A 19,890-nucleotide genomic window follows, 5' to 3' on the forward strand; every position below is an offset into this window, starting at 1 on the left:
CAATGATAAAAAATATTTAAAAAAGCAGCCGATATCGGCTGCTTTTTTAAAATACAGATTATTCAACAATAGGAGTAACTTCAGATACTAAGTTCTCTAGAGCAAAAATTTCATTAAATTTCGCTTGAGAAAGTAAACCTTGTTCCAAAACGACTTCCTGAATTGTTTTATTTTCTGCAATACACAGCTTACCAATTTCATCACATTTAGCATGTCCTAAAATTGGATCAAGTAATGTTACAATTCCTACACTTCGCATGACAGAATCATAACAAGCTTGTTCATTTGCAATAATGCCTTGAATACATTTTGTATCTAAACTTACTATCGCATTTTTCAATAAATCTACTGATTCATTAATACATACTGCAATAACAGGCTCCATAACATTTAACTGCAATTGCCCAGCTTCTGCTGCCATAGTCACAGATAAATCATTCCCAATAACTTTAAATGCAATTTGATTAACCACTTCAGGAATTACAGGATTTACTTTTGCTGGCATAATAGATGAGCCTGCTTGTAATTCTGGTAAACGAATTTCCCCTAAACCTGTCCGTGGTCCAGAGCTCAATAAGCGTAAATCATTACAAATTTTAGAAAGTTTAACAGCAAGGCGTTTTAACGTACTTGATAAGATAATAAATACGCCACAATCACTTGTCGCCTCAACATAATCTTCAGCACCGACCAACGGTAATCCAGTTACTCGGCTTAAATCTGCAACGGCAGCGACTGCATAACCTTTGGGTGTATTTACCCCTGTACCAATTGCAGTTGCTCCCATATTGACTTCAAGAAGTAATTGACGTGTTCGGTCAATCAATTTCAAATCTTCTTTAAGTAAAGTTGAATATGCACGGAATTCTTGTCCAAGAGTCATAGGAACTGCATCTTGTAATTGAGTACGTCCCATTTTTAAGACATGACTAAACTCTGCAACCTTCACATTAATTGAAGCGATTAACTGTCGCATAGCGTCAAATAAACTATCTAAACTATAGTATGTCGCTAAACGCAATGCTGTCGGATAAACATCATTTGTAGACTGTGACTTATTTACATGATCATTCGGATGAATAACATTGTATTCACCTTTGCTATATCCCATACTTTCTAAAGCAATATTGGCAATCACTTCATTAGTATTCATATTAATTGAAGTACCAGCTCCACCTTGGTAAATATCAAGTGGGAATGAAGCTGTCCAATTTTCAGGATGCTCGATTAAACGATCTGCAGCAGATTGAATTGCTTCGCTCACCTCTTGAGATATTTTTCCAAATTTTAAATTGGTTTGAGCTGAAGCCTTTTTAACTTGTGCTAAAGCACGAATAAAGTATAAATTGGCCCCCACTTTTTGATTTGAAATTTGAAAGTTTTCTAAAGCGCGTAATGTATGTATGCCGTAATAACAATCAGCTGGAACCTCTTTATTACCAAGTAAATCATGCTCTGTTCTTGTTTTTCCAGTTTGGATCATCATATAGAAATACTCTCAATAATTTCATTGCACCATAATTGTGCTTTTAGTTTTATAACTTTTAATTTTAATGGTTACAAGCATTTTAAGTAATAATTATATTTTTATTACAAAATATATACTTACATCACATTTTTTGATCAATTTGGGAATTAAAATAGTTATTTTTTATCCAAAAACTGATAAAAAGTATGATTCTATTGGTCCGAAATTGAATATCTTTATTATAATATTTTCATTTTTTTAATGATTACATCACAAACTTTAGATATAATTGTGATGTTAAAAGCACTATACGTAAAAATTTACTTAAATTTAAATAATATATAAAGGCAACAACTCACACAATAAGATATTTTTTAAGCTCTTCTAGGATGATAAGAACATTAAAAGGATGATTTAAATCTTTAAAGTATTATCTATATTGATCTTTTGAGATCTTTAATTTTATTTATTTTTATTGCTTTAATTTACAAGATATTTAAACAAAAATATGAATAATTCTCTAAATTTTACACTAATAATAGTTAGTTATTCATTAAAAGTTTTGCAATGATTAATTAAACAAGCTCGATTACTCATTACTCAACTTATTTATAGTCAAAGGATACTGACAAAAACATGATCAATACTAAAAATCAAAACATATTTCGATTGATTCCAATACATATTCACTCAAATTGCACTTATTCAATATGAAACTAATCATTATGGATTGCCTCAAAAATTATTTTGGAAAACTTGAATAAGCATATTTCATCATAATCTTTGGTGAATTTTATATTTAGTGCTTTTAATCATACGTAACTCATCATCTGGATAGATGATTCGTTTTGGATAGACAAAGGATGGTATTTTTATGAGTCAATTAAATCCAACGTTAATGACGTTTATTCTCTATATTATTGCAATGATTGCAATTGGTTTATATGCCTATAGGGCCACTAAAAACTTCGATGATTATATTTTAGGTGGACGAAGCTTAGGCAGTGTTGTTACTGCTTTATCTGCTGGTGCATCAGACATGAGTGGTTGGCTACTAATGGGCTTACCCGGAGCAATCTATTTATCTGGATTATCTGAATCATGGATTGCAATTGGATTAATTATTGGAGCTTGGCTAAATTGGCTTTTTGTTGCTGGTCGACTTCGTATCCATACCGAAGTGCAAAATAATGCATTAACACTCCCTGATTATTTTACTAGCCGCTTTGGTGATACTAAAAAAATTCTACGTTGTACTTCAGCAATTGTAATTTTAATATTTTTCGCCATTTATTGTGCTTCAGGTATGGTTGCTGGTGCTCGTTTATTTGAAAGCTTATTTGGCTGGTCATATACAACTGCCTTATGGATTGGTGCAATTGCGACCATCAGCTATGTTTGTATTGGTGGTTTCTTAGCCATTAGCTGGACAGATACCTTTCAAGCTGGCTTAATGATTTTTGCTCTACTTTTAGCACCCATCATGACTTATTTAGCAATAGATAATCATGCAATAGAAATCAATACATTAATTAATACTGCACGCCCTACTGCAAATTATTTGATGTCTAATTTAAGTATTGTTGCCATTATTTCATCTATGGCATGGGGCTTAGGCTATTTTGGACAACCACATATTCTTGTCCGTTTCATGGCTGCAGATTCAGTAAAATCTATTCCTGCTGCACGTCGTATTGGTATGACATGGATGATTTTATGTCTTGCTGGTGCTGTAGCCGTAGGATATTTCGGTATTGCTTACTTCCAAGCTTATCCTGAACTAGCTGCCACCGTACAATCTAATCCTGAAACGATTTTCATGGAATTAACTAAAATTTTATTCAATCCATGGATTGCAGGCATTATTCTAGCAGCGATCTTAGCTGCCGTAATGAGCACTCTCAGTTGCCAATTACTCGTATGTTCTAGCACATTAACTGAAGACTTATACAAAGGCTTTTTTAGAAAAAATGCATCTCAAACTGAATTGGTTTGGGTTGGTCGTTTCATGGTTCTAGCTATTGCTGTACTTGCAATTGCTCTCGCGTTTAACCCAAATAGTAAAGTACTTGGCTTAGTTGCTTATGCTTGGGCTGGTTTTGGTGCTGCATTTGGTCCACTTATCATCTTATCTTTATTTTGGAAACGTATGACCCTAAACGGTGCTATTGTCGGAATGATTGTTGGTGCAGTGACTGTGATTGTATGGAAAAACGTGATGGCACATACAGGCTTATATGAAATTGTTCCTGGCTTTATATTGTCTACACTCTGTATTGTTGTTGTGAGCTTATTAGGTAAAAAACCTGATGCTTCAGTAACAAAACGTTTTGATGATGCCAATGAGCTTTATCATAAAGAAATGTTAGAACTCAAAAATTCTAAATAATATCCATTCAAATAAAAAAGGGCTTTACTGCCCTTTTTTATTTTTTAAATTTAATTTTTGAACTTTCTTTAATGACTTCCATGACAGGATAACTACGCGTTTCTTTTACAGAAGGAAGTTTCCATAAGATATGACCTGAAATCTTTCGATACTCCTCCATACTCGCACAGCGAATTTTAATCACAAAATCGAACCCGCCACTAATCATATGGCATTCAACAATTTCAGGATAATCTCCTACTGCTATGGAAAAATCTTCTAGAGCATTTGGTGTTGTTCGATCTAAAAGCACTTCTACAAATACAACAAAATTATTATTTAATTTTTCAGGATTTAATTTAGCTTCATAACCTAGAATATATCCATCTTTCGTTAATTTTTGAACTCTTGCAAGCACCGCTGTTGGCGATAAATTTACCTCTTCAGCGAGTTTAATATTCGAAATTCGACCATCATTTTGTAAAATATCAAGAATACGAATATCCGTTCGATCTAATCCTATTATGCTTCCTGCCATTTGAGTTTTCCTCTAAATATAATCTTAAAAATAGTGAGTTGTTCGTCAATTTTTTTGTAATGATAAATTAAATCTAGTAATTCACTCAATTTAATTTAGTTGTCACAGGGTGCGACGTAAAAATGATGGAAAATCAAAATCAAATGAATAAAGCACATGCTTTACCAATCACTTTACTCAAAAAAAAGACTACATTTGAGCAAAAAATTAATACAGCATGGCGTCAAGCTGAACCTGCATGCATTGAAAATTTACTTCTGCATAGTGAAATTTCCCCTGATGCTGATATACGTATTCATCAAACAGCATTCACCCTAGCTACAGCATTACGTGAAAAAAAAGATGCTTCGGGTAAAGCTGGTATTGTCCAAGGTTTATTACAAGAATTTTCTTTATCTTCTCAAGAAGGTATTGCGCTGATGTGTCTAGCAGAAGCCTTATTACGTATTCCAGATACAGCGACTCGTGACTTACTCATCCGCGATAAAATTAATCAAGGAAATTGGAAAGAACATTTAGGACAAAGCAATCTTCTGTTTGTGAATGCTGCAGCATGGGGATTAATGCTAACTGGTAAACTCTTGACGCCTCAATCTAAAAGTTTATCAGGCTTACTTACAGGGCTTTTAGCACGTAGTGGTCGTGGTGTTATTCGTAAAGCCGTAGATGTTGCTATGCGCATGATGGGCGAACAATTTGTTACTGGTGAAACCATACAAGAAGCATTAAAAAATGCACAAATTTTAGAAGCTAAAGGCTTTCAATATTCATATGATATGTTAGGTGAAGCTGCACTAACTGAACATGATGCAGAACGTTATTATATTGACTATACCAATGCTATTCATGCAATTGGTCAAGCCTCTAAAGATAAAGGCGTTTATGATGGTCCTGGTATTTCAATCAAACTCTCTGCGCTTCATCCACGTTATCAACGTGCTCAAATTTCACGTGTACACGATGAATTATTCAATAAAGTTTTAAATCTAGCCGTCCTCGCTAAACAATATGATATTGGTCTCAATATTGATGCAGAAGAAACAGATCGTTTAGAAATTTCACTAGAGTTACTAGAGCGCTTATGTTTTGTTCCAGAACTGCAAGATTGGAAAGGTATTGGCTTCGTTATTCAAGCCTATCAAAAGCGTTGTTTCTATGTCATTGACTACATTATTGATTTAGCAAAACGCAGCCAAAAACGCTTAATGATACGTCTTGTTAAAGGTGCTTATTGGGATAGTGAAATTAAGAAAGCACAAATTGATGGGATGGATGACTATCCTGTTTTTACACGCAAAGTGCATACAGACTTATCTTATATCGCATGTGCCAAAAAACTATTAGCAGCCTCTGAATATATCTTCCCTCAATTTGCGACACATAATGCACAAACTCTTGCAACTATTTATGAGCTTGCAGAACCTACGCAATACTATGTTGGACAATATGAATTTCAATGTCTACATGGTATGGGTGAACCACTTTATGAACAAGTTGTAGGTGATAAATCACAAAATAAGTTAGGCATTCCATGTCGTATTTATGCACCTGTGGGTAATCATGAAACACTCTTAGCTTATTTAGTCCGTCGCTTACTCGAAAATGGTGCAAATACATCCTTTGTAAATCGAATTGCCGATCAATCGCTCAATATTGAAGATTTAATCGAAAACCCTCGATTAACTATTTTAAATACAGCGAAACAAGAACTAATTGTAGGATTAAAACATCCATCAATTCCATTTCCAAAAGATTTGTATGGAAATAATCGTAAGAATTCGTCTGGAGTCGATTTAGCCAATAATCATGACTTAACAGTCTTAAATGATATTGCACAAAACTTTCTTCAGGTTCAACTTGAATCCTCTCCATTAGGTGAAAATTTTGATGATTTAACGTCAAATACACCTATTCCAATTATTAATCCTGCAAATCATCAAGATACTGTTGGCTTTGTCCAAGAAGCAACATTAGAGCATGTTGAAGTTGCACTCAATAATGCTTTATTAGCATCAACTGATTGGAAGAATCTTTCTAAAGATACTCGTGCTGAATATCTAAAAAAAGCAGCCGATTTAATGGAATCTCGCCTTATGCAACTCATGGCTCTCTTGAGTCGTGAAAGTGGAAAAACTTATGCAAATGCAATTGCCGAAGTACGCGAAGCAATAGATTTCTTAAGATACTATGCCGCACAAATTTTAGATCTACATGAATCTACACAAATTGAACCTTTAGGTACTGTTTTATGTATCAGTCCTTGGAATTTTCCACTCGCTATTTTTAGTGGGCAAATTGCCGCTGCACTTGTAGCAGGAAATACCGTTATAGCAAAACCTGCTGAACAAACACCACTTGTTGCAGCAATGGCAGTTGAAATTTTATGGGAAGCAGGTATTCCTAAATCGGTCATTCAGTTATTGCCAGGCCGTGGTGAAACGATAGGTGCTCAATTAAGTACAGATGATAGAATTCACGGCATTATGTTTACAGGTTCTACTGAAGTCGCACGAATCTTACAAAAAACTTTAGCAAAACGTATAAGCCATTCTGGGCAGCCTATTCCTCTTATTGCGGAAACAGGTGGTCAAAATGCCATGATTGTTGATTCTTCCGCGCTTACTGAACAAGTCATTATAGATGTTGTAAATTCAGCTTATGATAGTGCTGGTCAACGCTGTTCAGCCCTACGTATTCTTTGCGTTCAAGAAGATAGTGCTGACAATGTCATTACAATGCTTAAGGGCGCTATGTCACAGCTCAATGTCGGCAATCCATATCTATTAAAAACAGATATAGGACCTGTAATTGATGGCGAAGCTCAAAAAACCATTCAGTGTCATATTGAGAAAATGCGTTCTAAAGGCTATAAAATTCATCAGCTCATGCATTTAGAGAATCAAAGTGATCTAACTTTAGGTACGTTTATTCCACCAACATTAATTGAACTTCAAAACCTCAATGACCTTGAGCGTGAGGTTTTTGGTCCTGTTTTACACGTCATTACTTATAAATATGGACAATTGGAAACACTCATTGACCAAATTAATGCTAAAGGCTATGGTCTCACCATGGGCCTACATACCCGTATTGATGATACGATTCAGACTGTAGTCAACAAAGCTGAAGTGGGTAATTTATACATTAATCGGAATATTGTTGGTGCTGTTGTAGGTGTTCAACCCTTTGGTGGCGAAGGTTTATCTGGTACAGGTCCGAAAGCAGGTGGTCCACTGTATTTGTATCGACTTATGCAACACTGTGATCAAAAAAAATTAGCTCAGCCTTTTTCAACTCAAGATTCACAACAAATTTCAGATCATTCAACTTATATTTTATTCAAGGAATGGGTAAATACCACTTTCCCAAATCAAGACATTACATTCCCTGAGCCTTTTTGCGCTGGACAACGTTTTGAGCTTCAGGGACCAACAGGTGAAAGTAATCAATATCTAGTTGTAGCTCGTAAAAAAGTTCTTTCTTTAGCAACAAATGAACTCGATCAAATTCATCAGCTTTTGGCTATATTTGCGGTTGGTAGTCAACCTGTAATTTTAGCTAATAATGCATTTGTTCTTAAAAATTTACAGACTATGCCAGCTAAAGTTGCTCAATCTTTTGTAATGATTCATGATTTAGAACAAGATGATTTTGACGCTGTGATTCATCATGGGCATCAACAAGAACTCCAAGAGTTACAACTCACCATTGCAGAGCGAAATGGTGCCATTGTTGGAATTACGCATTTAGAATCTAGTGAAACTTATATCCCACTAGAACGTTTAGTCATCGAACGAGCAATCAGTATTAATACTGCTGCTGCTGGTGGAAATGCAAGCTTAATGACCATGAGTTAAACTCAAATGAAGTAGTGATAAAAGCCAAATTTTCGAGTTTGGCTTTTTTATTGCTTTTAAATCATCTGAAAGCATAGATTTTCACAATTAAATTAAGCGTTCCGATAGAAACTTTGCTACCATTCTTTTTTTAAAAATATTTGTGATTTTTTACTGTATATGACTTCATCTTATCAGCAACAACTTGATGCAAAAGTTGAACGTATTTCAGCGCAATTTGCCGAATTTAATCCACCTTCTTTAGAAGTATTCCCTTCATCAGAACAAAACTTTCGTATGCGTGCCGAATTCCGTATTTGGCATACAGATAACGATATGTTTTATGCCATGTTTGAACGTGATGAAGATAATCAAAAGAAAGTCATTCGTATTGATGAATTTCCTATCGCAGATAAAAATATTAATCAATTGATGCCTGTCTTATTGGCTGAAATCAAAGCGAATCCATTACTTGCTAACCGCTTATTTGAAATTGATTTTTTATCGACATTAAAAGGTGAAATGCTTGTTACACTTATTTACCATCGTAAATTAGAACAAGATTGGGAAAATACGGCTCGTCAACTTGCAGAAAAACTAAATATCAAAATTATTGGTCGTAGTCGTGGGCAAAAACTTGTACTTTCAGAAGATTATGTTGTAGAAGAATTAACGGTTTTTGACCGTCAATTTGCTTATAAACAGATTGAAAGTAGTTTTACTCAACCGAATGCTGAAGTATGCAAAAAAATGCTTGAATGGGCGTGTAATGCCGCACCTCAATCAGAGCAAGATTTACTTGAACTCTACTGTGGTAATGGTAACTTCACCTTACCTCTTTCTACTAAATTTAACCGTGTTTTAGCAACTGAACTTGCAAAATCTTCAGTTTATGCAGCACAGTGGAATATTGAAAAAAATAATATTCATAATATTCAAGTCGCTCGATTATCTGCCGAAGAATTTACTCAAGCATACAACGGCGAACGTGAATTTAGACGCTTACAAGAAGCTGAAATTGACATGAGTTCATATCAGTTTGATACCGTATTTGTTGATCCTCCTCGTGCAGGTATTGACGATGACACACTGAAACTTTTACAACGTTTTAACCGCATTATTTATATTTCATGTAATCCTGATACGTTATATGAAAATCTAAAAATATTATCAAAAACACACAATGTGACAAAGTTCGCATTATTTGATCAATTCCCTTATACCCACCATGTTGAGTCGGGAATATTACTTGAAAAGATTTAAACAATTTATTTCATTGTAAACAAAACAAAAAGGAAGGTATTTTAATACTCTTCCTTTTTTATTTTATATTGCATTGTTTTATAAGTATTTAAAATTATTTTTTTATAAAAAATTATTATTAAATTATACCTTGGTCTTTTTAATAAATAAGCAACTAGATATTTATTAGATGAAAGATACTTGCATTATTTTTTATTTTGTTTATATTTCGAGCTATGTTAGGTTGCATATGTAGGCTCTATGAGTTTTTGGCAAAAGTTGTTTTCTAATGAACAACAAAACGAGCATAAGAATCAAATTGCTTGTGTTGAAAATGATTGCTCTTGTAAATCCAATGAACAACTGATTGACGCTTTATTAAAAGCAACAGATGAAGATGTCATTATTGGAATCAAAAAGGTTCTTGCTTCTCGAGGTTATAGCCGTAAAGAGTTAAATGAACTGCAGCATCTACCATTACAATAGATGATCTAAAAAGCACTTAGTTAACTAAGTGCTTTTTTAATTTGAATTACTTTTTTATTTTTTCTCCGATCAATTCGTTTCATAATAAGAACATTACATTTAATTATGAATTATCCGCTCTTGAGAGTCGCAATATTCATCAACTCGCAGTAAAATTAAAGATCTAATCACAATTATTCATTAAATTGGGCTAGCAAAAGAATGCTTAAGCGTAGGCAAAAACAACGATACCCCTTAGGGGCTCATTTAATCGTTAAACATTTTGGCTATACCCATCATGGGATCTATGCGGGTCGTGGACGTGTAATCCATTACTCAGGATTTGCACATCTTTTTAAAAAGCATCCCATTGAAATGACATCAATCGATAAATTTAGCTTTGGGAAAACAATTAAAATCCAACGTTACGCCAATCCTAAATATAAAGGTCGTCAAGTTATACGGCGTATGCGAAGCCGTATGCATGAAAATAACTATCATCTTATTATTAACAATTGCGAACATTTATGCACGTGGGCAATTACAGGTGTTGAAAGCAGTCCTCAAGTCATCAAAATGATGAATCGCTTAACAACAATTGGTTATGTAAGTTCTGTCATGAGTTATATGAACAGCATGATCCTTACAATTGCAACAACCTGCTTTGCACTCGTGTTTTATATCAAAAAGAAATTACGTCAAAAAGCAAAAATGAAAATGCCAACCTATCTTTATTTAAAAAGCAAGGAACATAAAAATCATTAATCCATATCAATTTTTCATAGAATTTTATTGTCTTGTATTCACAAATAATCCAATGTCTCTCAAAGAACCATCTTGAGGATTTTTTGCAGACTTTTCCAATATCTCTTCTAAAACAAACCCTGACCGTAAACAAAGCCGCCTTGCTCTCTCATTTTCAATATCTACAAATGCTTCTATACGCTTTACTTTTAACTCTTCTTTTAAAAAGTTAATCAAATATTGTAACGCACACGTCATATATCCTTTTCCATGAAATTTGAGATTTGCCCAAAAGCCCACAGTAATACACGGTATATCCCATTGTATTTGGTGTAGACCAATGACCCCAACAAATGATCCATCAGATTTCAAACGAATAATATACGTAAATGCATGTTTATTTTGAGCATCTAACATGCATCGCTCACAATACTGCATAGCACTCTCTAAAGATGGTATTTCCAAACTCCAAGGTAAAGATGCAGGAAATACCCTTAATAGCTGAATAGAGCCTAATATCGCTTGAAAAAGGTCATATGCATCCTTTTGGTCTATCCATGAAAGTTCAATCTGATCATGATTGAGTTTTCCCATTATTTTTATTTTATCCATGTTCCCTCACATGAATTTTCCTTTTCATATTCATCATAATAAAAAAGCCCAACCTAAGTTGAGCTTTTAACAAAATAAAATAAAACCGATTATTTTGCTGGCTTGAAGCTATCTTTTAAATCTAAGATACGGTTAAACACAGGTTTTTCACTGCTATGATCATATTGATCTGCTACAAAATAACCTTCACGTTCAAATTGGAAACGATCTTCTGGTTTTGCTTCTGCCAAAGCAGGTTCAATAACCGCTTGCACGATTTGTAATGAGTTCGGTGTTAAGTTAGCTAAGAAATCATCACCTACCTCTGGATCAGACTCAGTGAATAAGCGATCGTACACACGAACTTCAGCAGGAATACCTTTTTCAGCAGAAACCCAGTGAATAACACCTTTCACTTTACGTCCTTCGGGGTTCTTCCCTAAAGTTGCTGGGTCAATTGAACATTTCAGCTCAATGATTTCACCATTAGCATCCTTAATCACTTCATCACACTTAATCACGTAAGCATGACGTAAACGCACTTCACCATCCACTGTTAGACGTTTAAAGCCTTTTGGTGGAACTTCTTCAAAATCTTTACGATCAATGTAAATTTCTTGTGTTAATGGAATAATACGTTCGCCCATATCTACATTCGGGTGACGCGCATGAACTAAATCCATTGCTTCAGGAAGGTTCGTTAATGTCACTTTAAGCGGATTAAGTACAGCCATACCACGTGAAGCTATATTTTCCAAAGATTGGCGAATACAGTATTCAAGCATTGCAACATCAACAATACTGCCATCAACCTTAGAAACGCCTACACGCTTACAGAAATCACGTAAACCTTCCGGCGTAAAACCACGACGACGCATACCAACAACTGTTGGCATACGCGGATCATCCCATCCATTTACGTGACCACCTTCAACTAATTTACGAAGCTTACGTTTAGACGTAATTGTATAGTCAACATTTAAACGGCTAGATTCATACTGGTGTGGAATACTTGTCGAATGTACTTTTTCAACAATCCAATCATAAAATGGACGATGATCTTGGAATTCTAAAGTACAAAGTGAATGCGTAATGCCTTCAATTGCATCAGACAATGGATGAGCATAGTCATACATTGGATACATTTTCCACTTATCACCCGTTTGATGGTGCTCTGAATGCAATACACGATACAAAATAGGGTCACGCATATGAATATTAGGTGATGCCATATCAATTTTGGCACGAAGTACTGCTTCACCTTCTCCAAACTCACCATTATTCATTTTTTCAAAACGTGCTAAGTTTTCTTCAACAGATACTTCACGATAAGGTGAATTCTTACCAAGCTCTTTGAAGTTACCACGATTCAACTTAATTTCTTCAGGTGTTTGCAAATCGACGTATGCATCACCTTGTTTAATTAATTGAATTGCCCAAGCATACAGTTGGTCAAAATAGCTTGAAGCATAGCGCGGTGCACCATCCCATTCAAAACCTAGCCATTTCACATCATTGGCAATACCATCGACATATTCTTGCTCTTCTGCATCTGGATTTGTATCGTCAAAACGAAGATTACATAAACCATCAAATTCCTGAGCAATACCAAAATTCAAACAAATTGCTTTCACATGACCAATATGTAAATAGCCGTTTGGCTCTGGTGGGAAACGAGTAATAACTTTTTGCGTACGGCCAGCAGCCAAATCATCTGTAATCACTTGGCGAATAAAGTCTAAGCCTGGCTGTTGTTCTTGCTGCACCGCGTCGACAGAGGCATTATTATTCGGTGTCGGATTGTTTGGCAGAGATGAAACAACATCATTTGGCTTCATAGTAGTAAAATCACTTTCAGGTTAACATTTAGGATAATTAAAACGCATTTCTTTAATTTTAACAAAGAAAATAACGTTTTTACTTGCCTTGTAGTTTACAGTTTGCTTATGCTTCTCTCAACCAAAAAACCCATGGCTTTTATGTCCATGATTAGGAGATTACACAATGAGTTTTCCTCAAGTCGAATTAAACACCAATAAAGGTCGTATTGTTCTTGAACTTAACAGCGAAAAAGCACCAATTACTGTTGCTAACTTTTTAGAATACGTCCGTGACGGTTTCTATGACGGCGTAATTTTCCACCGCGTTATTGATGGTTTTATGATCCAAGGCGGCGGTATGGATGAAAACTTCAAAGAAAAAGCAACTCGTGACTCTATCGAAAACGAAGCTGACAATGGTTTAAGTAATGATGAAGGTACGATTGCAATGGCACGTACACAAGCACCTCACTCTGCTTCAGCTCAATTCTTTATCAACGTTAAAAATAATGCTTTCCTTAACCATACAGGTAAAACTGCTCAAGGTTGGGGCTATGCTGTATTTGGTAAAGTTGTTGAAGGCATGGACGTTGTAAGCGAAATTAAAGGTGTTCGTACTGGCAATCGTGGTTATCACGCTGACGTTCCTTTAGAAAATGTTGTAATTGAATCTGCAAAAATCATTTCTGAATAAAAAATAGTTTTCTCAAATTCATTTGTATTTTAAAGCAAAACTTTAAGATGCTGTAATGCTAATCCCTTTTTCCAAAGGGATTCCTGAGAAATATTTTAAGGAATAATTCGTGACCTATCTGTTTATTTCAGATTTACATTTGTCACCTGATCACCCTCGACTGGTTCGAGGGTTTTTAGATTTATTAGACAAATATCAAAATCATAGTACTCATCTTTATATTCTAGGTGATTGGTTTAATGCTTGGATTGGTGATGACTATACAGCACCTTGGTTAAATGAAATTGTCGAACATTTAAAACAGTTTACCCAAGCAGGCAATCAAGTTTACTTTCAAGTTGGTAATCGAGATTTTGCGTTGCATCAGGTATTTCTAGATCAATTTGGCGGTCACTTACTACCAGAAACATTTAATTTAAAGATTGGTTCATTTACAGTACGTTTAGAACATGGTGATGCATTATGTACAGATGATGTCTCATACCAACGCTTTAGAAAAATTATTCGTAATCCTTTATTAATTAGACTTTTACGCAAAACACCTCTATCTTTTCGTGAAAAATTAGCCAATGGTTTTCGCAAAAGAAGTCATGAAGCAAAAGAACTTAAAAACTATGACATTATGGATGTCAATCAACAGGCAGTGAAAATTGCATTAAAAGATGTTGATGCTCTCATTCATGGTCACACACACCGTCCCAACATTCATATCGTAGAAAATAAACAACGTATTGTTTTAGGTGACTGGCGAGAAGATCAAGCAAAAATTTTAGAGATTTCATCTCAAAATAATCTTTCTTGTTTAAATCTAATCAATTGGAACTATTAATTTATTTTCTTCTTATTTTATAAATTTTGGGCAAAAAAAATGAAGAGAAAGTCTCTTCATTTTCTTGCAATTATAAAATAACGCGTATTTTATAAACTGGCTTTCACCTTATAGAGGACGAATAGCGCTTGCTTGAGGACCACGTTTACCGTCAACTACTTCGAATTGAACACGTTGGCCTTCGTTAAGTACTTTAAAACCGCTAGTTTGAATTTCGCTGTAATGAGCAAAAACGTCAGGACCATTATCTACAGCAATAAAACCAAAACCTTTAGTTTCGTTAAACCATTTAACTGTACCAGTTAAAATATTTGACATATGTATTTCCAAATAAAATTTTAAAATAAGTAATCAATACAAATTTGAAACAGGATAAATCTAAAAAACGAAGAATTATGACTACGAAAAAAAGATTAAGAGTTACAAAATTTAATTGTTATACTTCAAGAACCATCATACAGCGTTTTTCAACTTATACAAGAATATTATGACGAAATAATTCGATAAAGTTGATTTGGGCCAAAATAAAAGCTCTTACCATCTAAATTCAATTCAATCTTCTCGCCTGTTTCAAGTTGTATCTGTTTCCCCACAGTTACATCAATAAAACCATCACGAGTACTTTGTTTTTTCACTAAGGGAATCAACTTTACATTAATTCTCGTCCCGTCAGCCATTTCAGCTTGATAACAAGTATTCAGTTCTTTCAAAAAGGTCTCTATATAAAATATGTTTTAAAAATAACATCACAAAATATTGACTAAAATCTAAAAACTTTTTCACAAAAGTTTAGAATCAAACAGTAATATTTTAATCTTTGGTAAAATATCTCTGACTTATATATCAATTTTCTTGAATTAGCAAGTTGTTTATATCAAAATTAGATCTAAAGAAGACTAATCTTTTTCTAAGCCTTTGTTCTCAAATATATGAGTTTCTTTATTTGAAGAAGTAAGATCTCTTTATAAAATAAGAAATACAACAAAAAAAGCAGTACTCCTTTTATCGAAATACTGCTCTTTTTTACTCACTGTATAATAATGGCTGATTTATAAAACTAATAACCACCTACAGATTGAATCATATCTGTATTCGATTTATATTTTGACAATAAATCACGTAAAGAATTCATCAATACACTCGTATCAACCCCAACAGCAACAAACTCAGTACCCAAATCTATGTACTGCTGTGTTACTTCATGCTGTGTAGATAAAATACCTGCTGCTTTTCCAGTAGCTCGAATTCTTTTAATTGCATCAATTACAACTTTTTGTACTTCAGGATGATTTGGATTACCTTGATATCCCATTGTTGCAGATAAATCTACAGCGCCAATAAAAACCCCATCAATACCATCAACTTTCAATATTTCATCTAAATTTTCTAACCCTGTTACAGATTCAATTTGAATGAGTAAACAAATATTTTCATGTGCCGTTGCATAGTAATCTGGGATGCTATTCCAGCGAGTTGCTCTTGCCAATGCAGCTCCAACACCACGAATACCTTCTGGTGGATAACGAACCGCTTTCACCATTAATTCAGCTTGTTCTACTGTTTCAACCATAGGAATTAATAATGTTTGTGCACCGATATCAAGTAATTGCTTAATCAATTGCACACTACCAATGGGTGGTCGAACAACTGCTTGTGATGAATATGCAGCGATGCTTTGTAATTGCGATAATGTTGTTCTTAGATCACTTGGAGCATGCTCACCATCTATTAAAAGCCAGTCATAGCCTGCATTTGCAGCAATTTCTGTTCCATATGCATCTGCTAATCCAACCCATAAACCAATTTGTTGTTCGGTTTTCAATTTACGTTTGAAATGGTTGGTATAATCAATCATGACACTACCTAAAAGTACAATTTTCTATGCTTTTATTAGACGCCTTTTATAAAAAACTACCAATATTGATTTTATCTAGAATCATTCAATTCAACTATTATTCTCAAATATATGAATAAATTATCAAGATAAACATATCTTAGATTAGTATTTAAAGTTGCTATTTTACTTATCTTATTTTTTATGATATTAATCTTATATTTTATATAGTAAGAAAAAAGCCTTCCTTCGCCTATTTATATAGATTAAGTTAAAATAACTTTACTTATTCCTTTTTCGGAGCATTCATATGGATTTGTTAAACGTTTCAAAAACTCGTTATACAACTAAAGCTTACGATTCTTCAAAAAAAATTCCAGCCGAACAATTTGAACGTTTACTTGAAATTCTTAGGAATACCCCTTCATCGATTAACATACAACCTTGGCATTTCTTTATTGCTGATCACCAATCAGCAAAAGAGCGTATTGCTACAGCACTTGTCGGAAAATATGCCTACAATGCACCAAAAGTTTTAGATTCATCGCACACAATTCTTTTTTGTACTCAAGCAGATATTACGACTGAACATCTTGATCAACTACTCCAACAAGATGAATTAACTGGTCGTTTTAAAGATGAAACTGCAAAACAAAATCAGAAAGATGCTCGTACAGGATATGTTGAATACTATCGCAATGAAAAAGGTGATATTCAACGTTGGGCCGAAAACCAGACTTTCATTGCTCTGGGACAAATGCTACTTGCAGCAGGTATTGAACATGTTGATGCAACACCAATTGGTGGTTTTAACGAGCAAATTATTTCAGAAGAACTAAAATTAGCTGAACAAGGACTTATTCCATCAGTAATTATGACTTTAGGATACCGAAGTGAAAATGACTTCAATGCAAAATTGCCAAAATCTCGACTAAATGCTAAAAATATTTTCACTAAATTATAAGTTTAACATCAGCAGGATGAACTACATTCCTGCTGATTTTTCTACAATCCAATAAATAAAATTAAAATGCTAAAGCCAAACAAACAATACTCGCCAAACCAAATATCAAGCCAATTAATGTGGTTAATTTAAGTTTTTCCTTAAAGAAAATTAATCCACTTAGTACACCCAAAATTACAACAAGAATATTCATACCTGCAAAAACGACTGCGGGTGAATCTTTTAAAAGCATGTGAGCCTTTACATATAATGCAATATTGGCAAAATTCAAACAGCCCAATAAAAGTCCTGCAAAAATATTTTGAGGAGCTCCAAACGTTTTATATTTTAATTTGATATAAATCAAAGAAATAACAAAAGCAGCAATAAACATCAAATTTAAAACAACAGCAAACTGTAGCCCTAAACCTGTTGTATATTTTAATAATACATCTATTAATGCATAACCAATCCAAACTAAAGCCAAATACAAAACACCTTTATTTGTAGCCAAAGATGTAGAGCGATGAGACCATAAAACAAATAACACCCCTACAAGACCAAGGGCTATTCCCATCCATTTATAATTATTAAATTGTTCGTGGAAAATAAAATATGCCGCGCTTAAAGACAAAATAACCGATAAGCGTTGTGCAATTTCTGTTTTTAAAATACCTGCTGTTTGCAAAGATTTTGCGAGTATTAAGAAAACGCTTGGGAGTAATATGCCTAAGCTCAAAATCAATAACCAAGGTGTATTTAAAACTGAAATATGTTGAAGATCGGGTTGAAACCAAAAATAACATAGGATACTTGCAATAGCGTAGTTCCAAGTGATCATTTCAATCATAGAAAATCCTTTGCTACGACAGACTTTCAATAAAATTGATACCACTACACTACAAAGCGCGGCTGAAAAAATAAGTTCCATCTATTCTTCTTCAATTTTCAAATTAAGCATAATTTTACATCAGACGATATTTATACGATAAAAAAAGCTCACATAATGTGAGCTTTTTTTATCTACAAATAGATTTTTCAATCTTACTTGTATTTTTCAACCATTTTCTCTAAAGAAATTGGGCGAATTTTGTCAGCATGACCTGCTGTTCCAAATGCTTCATAACGGTCAATACAAATTTGTTTCATTGCATCAACTGTTGCAGAGAAGAATTTACGCGGATCAAATTCACTTGGTTTTTCAGCCATCAGACGACGCATAGCACCTGTAGATGCTAAACGTAAGTCTGTATCAATATTGATTTTACGTACACCGTGTTTGATTGCATCAACCAATTGCTCAACAGGAACACCATAAGTTTCTTTGATATCACCGCCAAATTCATTGATTACTGCTAACCATTCTTGTGGCACTGAGCTTGAACCGTGCATTACAAGATGCGTATTTGGTAACGCAGCATGAATTTCTTTAATACGGTCAATCGCTAAGATATCACCTGTAGGTGGACGAGTAAATTTGTATGCACCGTGTGATGTACCAACAGCAATAGCTAAAGCATCAACGTTTGTATCTGCAACAAAGCTACGCGCTTCTTCTACAGAAGTAAGAAGTTGAGAATGGTCTAAAACGCCTTCAGCGCCTACGCCATCTTCTTCACCAGCCATACCAGTTTCAAGGCTACCTAAGCAACCAATTTCACCTTCAACCGAAACACCACAAGCATGTGCCATTTCAACAGTACGACGAGTTACATCTACATTATATTCATATGAAGTTGGTGTTTTACCATCTGCACCTAAAGAACCATCCATCATTACAGATGAAAAGCCTAATTGAATAGAACGTTGACATACGTCAGGGCTAGTACCATGATCTTGGTGCATAACCACTGGAATATGCGGCCATTCTTCAATTGCAGCCAAAATTAGGTGACGTAAAAACGGTGCGCCTGCATATTTACGAGCACCAGCAGATGCTTGTACGATAACAGGTGAATTAGTTGCGTCAGCAGCTAACATAATTGCACGCATTTGTTCTAAGTTGTTTACGTTAAACGCTGGTACGCCGTAAGCATGTTCGCCGGCGTGATCCAAGAGCTGGCGCAAAGAAATAAGAGCCATAATATCCTCCCAGGTAGTGTCCCATATTCTACATGGGGATTTCTTTCAATTCAGCATTATTTCTACTTTTTTAAAAAAAAGTCCTCAAAAAATTGAGGACTTTTCTATAAATATGGAAAAATTGAATGTATTTCCTTTATTTTAGGTCAGTATTTTCTTGATGTACTGTTGCTTCATCAGCAGGCACATTTGCAATCTCTGCTGGAATATCGGTATTTTTTTCATCTAATATGGGCTGATCAAGTGCATCAATTGCTGCTTGTTGTTCTGTCGAAATCTCATTTACTTGAACCGATGATGCTTCAGTTGATACAGGTTCTTGATTTTGTTTACTACATGCTGTGAACAAAAAAGAAATTACAAGTACCGAAATACCTACCCACTTTTGTTGCATAATAATTTTCCATGACCAGTCGCTTTGACATGCAAATCTTAT

Annotated in this window: 18 protein-coding genes; 8 read left to right on the forward strand and 10 right to left on the reverse strand. The window is 34.4% G+C overall.

Annotated elements, in window-relative coordinates; genetic code table 11:
• Positions 1-58 precede the first annotated feature (58 nt).
• Positions 59-1,483 (reverse strand): aspartate ammonia-lyase, encoded by a 1,425-nt coding sequence (gene aspA / locus AOY20_RS11785; protein ID WP_054582607.1) that lies wholly within the window; start codon positions 1,481-1,483, stop codon positions 59-61.
• Between the two features lie 859 nt (positions 1,484-2,342).
• Between aspA and putP the strand changes: the two genes are divergently transcribed.
• Entirely contained in the window at positions 2,343-3,857 is a 1,515-nt protein-coding gene (putP, locus tag AOY20_RS11790) for a sodium/proline symporter PutP (protein ID WP_054582040.1), read from the forward strand.
• Positions 3,858-3,894: 37 nt separating this feature from the next.
• Here the strand turns inward: putP and AOY20_RS11795 are convergent, their stop codons facing one another.
• Entirely contained in the window at positions 3,895-4,374 is a 480-nt protein-coding gene (locus AOY20_RS11795; protein WP_054582041.1) for a winged helix-turn-helix transcriptional regulator, read from the reverse strand.
• Positions 4,375-4,517: 143 nt separating this feature from the next.
• Between AOY20_RS11795 and putA the strand changes: the two genes are divergently transcribed.
• The 4 genes from putA (at position 4,518) to AOY20_RS11815 (ending at position 10,682) form a co-directional block, all read left to right on the forward strand.
• Positions 4,518-8,231: a trifunctional transcriptional regulator/proline dehydrogenase/L-glutamate gamma-semialdehyde dehydrogenase gene (gene putA, locus AOY20_RS11800; RefSeq protein WP_227510402.1), complete on the forward strand. Its 3,714-nt coding sequence runs from the start codon at positions 4,518-4,520 to the stop codon at positions 8,229-8,231.
• Between the two features lie 159 nt (positions 8,232-8,390).
• A complete protein-coding gene (gene trmA, locus AOY20_RS11805; protein ID WP_054582043.1) occupies positions 8,391-9,473 on the forward strand; it encodes a tRNA (uridine(54)-C5)-methyltransferase TrmA in 1,083 nt (360 codons plus the stop codon).
• Between the two features lie 240 nt (positions 9,474-9,713).
• The gene (locus tag AOY20_RS11810; protein WP_054582044.1) at positions 9,714-9,938 is read left to right on the forward strand and encodes a hypothetical protein; all 225 of its coding nucleotides are present in this window, start codon (positions 9,714-9,716) and stop codon (positions 9,936-9,938) included.
• A gap of 201 nt (positions 9,939-10,139) precedes the next feature.
• The gene (locus AOY20_RS11815) at positions 10,140-10,682 is read left to right on the forward strand and encodes a lecithin retinol acyltransferase family protein (RefSeq protein ID WP_054582045.1); all 543 of its coding nucleotides are present in this window, start codon (positions 10,140-10,142) and stop codon (positions 10,680-10,682) included.
• Positions 10,683-10,706: 24 nt separating this feature from the next.
• Here AOY20_RS11815 and AOY20_RS11820 read toward each other — a convergent pair whose 3' ends face one another.
• Together AOY20_RS11820 and AOY20_RS11825 are read right to left on the reverse strand one after the other, a co-directional pair.
• Complete coding sequence (locus AOY20_RS11820; RefSeq protein WP_054582046.1) at positions 10,707-11,273, reverse strand: GNAT family N-acetyltransferase; 567 nt, start codon at positions 11,271-11,273, stop codon at positions 10,707-10,709.
• Between the two features lie 89 nt (positions 11,274-11,362).
• Positions 11,363-13,090, reverse strand: coding sequence for a glutamine--tRNA ligase/YqeY domain fusion protein (locus tag AOY20_RS11825; RefSeq protein ID WP_054582047.1), 1,728 nt, complete (start codon positions 13,088-13,090; stop codon positions 11,363-11,365).
• 166 nt (positions 13,091-13,256) lie between these two features.
• Here AOY20_RS11825 and AOY20_RS11830 point away from each other — a divergent pair, with 166 nt between their 5' ends.
• Positions 13,257-13,766: a peptidylprolyl isomerase gene (locus AOY20_RS11830; protein WP_054582048.1), complete on the forward strand. Its 510-nt coding sequence runs from the start codon at positions 13,257-13,259 to the stop codon at positions 13,764-13,766.
• Between the two features lie 109 nt (positions 13,767-13,875).
• Positions 13,876-14,595, forward strand: a complete 720-nt coding sequence (locus AOY20_RS11835) for a UDP-2,3-diacylglucosamine diphosphatase (protein WP_054582049.1) — start codon at positions 13,876-13,878, stop codon at positions 14,593-14,595.
• 108 nt (positions 14,596-14,703) lie between these two features.
• Here AOY20_RS11835 and AOY20_RS11840 read toward each other — a convergent pair whose 3' ends face one another.
• The 3 genes from AOY20_RS11840 to hpaI all read right to left on the reverse strand — a co-directional run bounded on the left by AOY20_RS11840 (position 14,704) and on the right by hpaI (position 16,450).
• A complete protein-coding gene (locus AOY20_RS11840) occupies positions 14,704-14,913 on the reverse strand; it encodes a cold-shock protein (RefSeq protein ID WP_054582050.1) in 210 nt (69 codons plus the stop codon).
• A 167-nt stretch (positions 14,914-15,080) separates the two neighbouring features.
• Positions 15,081-15,272: a transposase gene (locus AOY20_RS11845; RefSeq protein WP_081403434.1), complete on the reverse strand. Its 192-nt coding sequence runs from the start codon at positions 15,270-15,272 to the stop codon at positions 15,081-15,083.
• Positions 15,273-15,652: 380 nt separating this feature from the next.
• Entirely contained in the window at positions 15,653-16,450 is a 798-nt protein-coding gene (hpaI, locus tag AOY20_RS11850; protein ID WP_054582052.1) for a 4-hydroxy-2-oxoheptanedioate aldolase, read from the reverse strand.
• A 289-nt stretch (positions 16,451-16,739) separates the two neighbouring features.
• Between hpaI and nfsB the strand changes: the two genes are divergently transcribed.
• Positions 16,740-17,393, forward strand: coding sequence for an oxygen-insensitive NAD(P)H nitroreductase (gene nfsB / locus AOY20_RS11855; protein WP_054582053.1), 654 nt, complete (start codon positions 16,740-16,742; stop codon positions 17,391-17,393).
• 61 nt (positions 17,394-17,454) lie between these two features.
• On the opposite strand, the gene AOY20_RS11860 is transcribed toward nfsB, so the two are convergent.
• From AOY20_RS11860 to AOY20_RS11870, 3 genes are all read right to left on the reverse strand, one after another.
• Positions 17,455-18,303 (reverse strand): DMT family transporter, encoded by an 849-nt coding sequence (locus AOY20_RS11860; RefSeq protein WP_054582054.1) that lies wholly within the window; start codon positions 18,301-18,303, stop codon positions 17,455-17,457.
• A gap of 113 nt (positions 18,304-18,416) precedes the next feature.
• Positions 18,417-19,454 carry a class II fructose-bisphosphate aldolase gene (gene fba / locus AOY20_RS11865; RefSeq protein WP_054582055.1) on the reverse strand — a complete coding sequence of 346 codons (1,038 nt, stop codon included), beginning with the start codon at positions 19,452-19,454 and terminating at the stop codon, positions 18,417-18,419.
• A gap of 136 nt (positions 19,455-19,590) precedes the next feature.
• The gene (locus AOY20_RS11870) at positions 19,591-19,848 is read right to left on the reverse strand and encodes a hypothetical protein (RefSeq protein ID WP_054582056.1); all 258 of its coding nucleotides are present in this window, start codon (positions 19,846-19,848) and stop codon (positions 19,591-19,593) included.
• Between the last annotated feature and the right edge of the window lie 42 nt (positions 19,849-19,890).

Source organism: Acinetobacter equi (assembly GCF_001307195.1).
Classification (GTDB): Bacteria; Pseudomonadota; Gammaproteobacteria; order Pseudomonadales; family Moraxellaceae; genus Acinetobacter; species Acinetobacter equi.

Bases quoted from the DNA above. Each gene is read 5' to 3' on its own strand.
- aspA (WP_054582607.1), bottom strand. From the start codon at position 1,483: ATGATCCAAACTGGAAAAACAAGAACAGAGCATGATTTACTTGGTAAT.
- putP (WP_054582040.1), top strand. From the start codon at position 2,343: ATGAGTCAATTAAATCCAACGTTAATGACGTTTATTCTCTATATTATT.
- AOY20_RS11795 (WP_054582041.1), bottom strand. From the start codon at position 4,374: ATGGCAGGAAGCATAATAGGATTAGATCGAACGGATATTCGTATTCTT.
- putA (WP_227510402.1), top strand. From the start codon at position 4,518: ATGAATAAAGCACATGCTTTACCAATCACTTTACTCAAAAAAAAGACT.
- trmA (WP_054582043.1), top strand. From the start codon at position 8,391: ATGACTTCATCTTATCAGCAACAACTTGATGCAAAAGTTGAACGTATT.
- AOY20_RS11810 (WP_054582044.1), top strand. From the start codon at position 9,714: ATGAGTTTTTGGCAAAAGTTGTTTTCTAATGAACAACAAAACGAGCAT.
- AOY20_RS11815 (WP_054582045.1), top strand. From the start codon at position 10,140: ATGCTTAAGCGTAGGCAAAAACAACGATACCCCTTAGGGGCTCATTTA.
- AOY20_RS11820 (WP_054582046.1), bottom strand. From the start codon at position 11,273: ATGGATAAAATAAAAATAATGGGAAAACTCAATCATGATCAGATTGAA.
- AOY20_RS11825 (WP_054582047.1), bottom strand. From the start codon at position 13,090: ATGAAGCCAAATGATGTTGTTTCATCTCTGCCAAACAATCCGACACCG.
- AOY20_RS11830 (WP_054582048.1), top strand. From the start codon at position 13,257: ATGAGTTTTCCTCAAGTCGAATTAAACACCAATAAAGGTCGTATTGTT.
- AOY20_RS11840 (WP_054582050.1), bottom strand. From the start codon at position 14,913: ATGTCAAATATTTTAACTGGTACAGTTAAATGGTTTAACGAAACTAAA.
- AOY20_RS11845 (WP_081403434.1), bottom strand. From the start codon at position 15,272: ATGGCTGACGGGACGAGAATTAATGTAAAGTTGATTCCCTTAGTGAAA.
- hpaI (WP_054582052.1), bottom strand. From the start codon at position 16,450: ATGATTGATTATACCAACCATTTCAAACGTAAATTGAAAACCGAACAA.
- nfsB (WP_054582053.1), top strand. From the start codon at position 16,740: ATGGATTTGTTAAACGTTTCAAAAACTCGTTATACAACTAAAGCTTAC.
- AOY20_RS11860 (WP_054582054.1), bottom strand. From the start codon at position 18,303: ATGGAACTTATTTTTTCAGCCGCGCTTTGTAGTGTAGTGGTATCAATT.
- fba (WP_054582055.1), bottom strand. From the start codon at position 19,454: ATGGCTCTTATTTCTTTGCGCCAGCTCTTGGATCACGCCGGCGAACAT.
- AOY20_RS11870 (WP_054582056.1), bottom strand. From the start codon at position 19,848: ATGCAACAAAAGTGGGTAGGTATTTCGGTACTTGTAATTTCTTTTTTG.